Origin of the sequence: aff. Roholtiella sp. LEGE 12411 (assembly GCF_015206995.1) — a bacterium.
Taxonomy (GTDB): domain Bacteria; phylum Cyanobacteriota; class Cyanobacteriia; order Cyanobacteriales; family Nostocaceae; genus Komarekiella.
This window is the reverse complement of record NZ_JADEXR010000302.1, coordinates 1-1763: the sequence shown is the minus strand read 5'-3', so window position 1 is coordinate 1763 and position 1763 is coordinate 1. Positions and strand designations below refer to the sequence as shown.

Here is a 1763-nt window from a genome sequence, read left to right as displayed (position 1 = left end):
GTTAATCCCTTCGTCATCGTCAACAATTATCGGGATAGTGCCGGAAACTGTTACAACTACTCTGGTAGTAATCCGAAGAATTTGATTGCGGCACTCGACAAGGCCATTGCCAAAGGGGGGCATCATTTACTGTGCTGCTCTGCTCAAAAGGCAAAATCCAAATGGGGAACCCAAGCATTGGAGGAACGTTTTCGCCGCAAATTTCCACACCTACGGATTCTGCGAATAGACAGCGAATCTGTTGCTGATCCATCTCATGCGGCTATGGGGTGTATCGCTCACCTGAACGAAATTCTCACCCAGTATGATTTGGTTATCGCTTCTCCAAGTTTAGAAACTGGGGTATCCATCGACATTCAAGGGCATTTTGATGGTGTTTGGGGGATATTTCAGGGTGTGCAACCGGTTAACTCCGTGCGTCAGATGTTGGCAAGGGTTAGGGAAACAGTTGACCGTCACATTTGGGTGAGAGAATGGGGGATGTCGGTTGTGGGCAATGGTTCCACATCCATCGGAGGATTGCTCAGAAGTCAACACGTCGCAACACAAGCGAACATTGCGCTGTTGTCGGCGGCGGACAATGAGGATTACAGCTTTATTGACCAGAACTTCCAGCCAGAGTCATTGCAGACTTGGGGTAAGCGTGGTTCTGTCATCAACGTCGAGATGCGGCGCTATCGGGAGTCTGTGCTTGGGGGTTTGGTCGAAGATGGGTACACCGTTATTGATGCCGACGATGCTGACGATGACGAGAGTGGGGCAGTAATTGAGTCGGTTAAAGCCGCGTCTGTTGAATTGTATACTGCTGAGTGTCAGGCGATCGCGGGTTCTCCAATCATCTCTGATGCCGAACTCAAGAAGCTGCAAGACACAAGGGCCAAAACCAAAACTGAACGACACCAGCAGCGCTTGGCTGAATTATCCCGTCGCTACGAAATTGACGTAACCCCTGATTTGGTTGAGAAGGATGACGATGGGTGGTATCCTCAACTGCGGATGCACTATTATTTGACGCTGGGGCGAGAGTTTCTGACCAACCGTGATGCGAAACGGGCAGCAGCGCAGTTAGAGGCTGGGGAGAATTCTGTTTGGAAACCAGATTTTAACAAGGGGCAGTTATTACCTGCTGTGTTGTTACTGGAAAATCTAAATCTGTTGCAGTTTCTTACACCAGACGTTCAGTTACGTGGCAGCGACGAGAAGATGGTGGAGTTTAAGGCACTGGCCTTAAAGCATCGGCAGGTTATTAAGAATTACTTGAATGTCAGTATCTCAGAAAAACTTACTTCCATAGCGATCGCACAGAAATTACTTGCCAAGATTGATTTGAAGTTGGATTATGTTGGTCGGTTGGGTAAGCGTCAAAATCGGGAGTGTGTTTATCGGTTTGTTGCCCCTGATGATCAGCGTGATTCGATTTTTGGGCAGTGGTTAAATCGAGATGAAGCATTAAATCGTGATTCGGTGTCAGTCAGCAATAATATAAGTACAACTACACCAGTTATTGACACCACTCCCCAGGATATTCCTCAAACACTCACGCCACTGGAAAGTCCTGCTACCCACGGGTGGAAGGGGCTGAAGCTGAAAATGCGCCAAGGACTAGACAGTGTTGGCCAGTTCTACAGTGAGCTAGTCTCCACAATCGGCTCGGCTGTCGGTGTTGCTGATGGTGAACCTTACTGGAATGGGTATTTGGGGCAATGGCAGGTTTGGGTTAACTTTGCCCACGGGTATAGGTCTGTGGTGTGCGATTGGTTGGT

1 protein-coding gene is annotated in these 1763 nt (G+C 48.6%); it reads left to right on the top strand.

The features are described 5' to 3' along the window. Positions 1–1763, top strand: a 1763-nt coding sequence (locus tag IQ246_RS29540) for a plasmid replication protein, CyRepA1 family (protein ID WP_339379290.1), incomplete at both ends; no start/stop codon positions are given.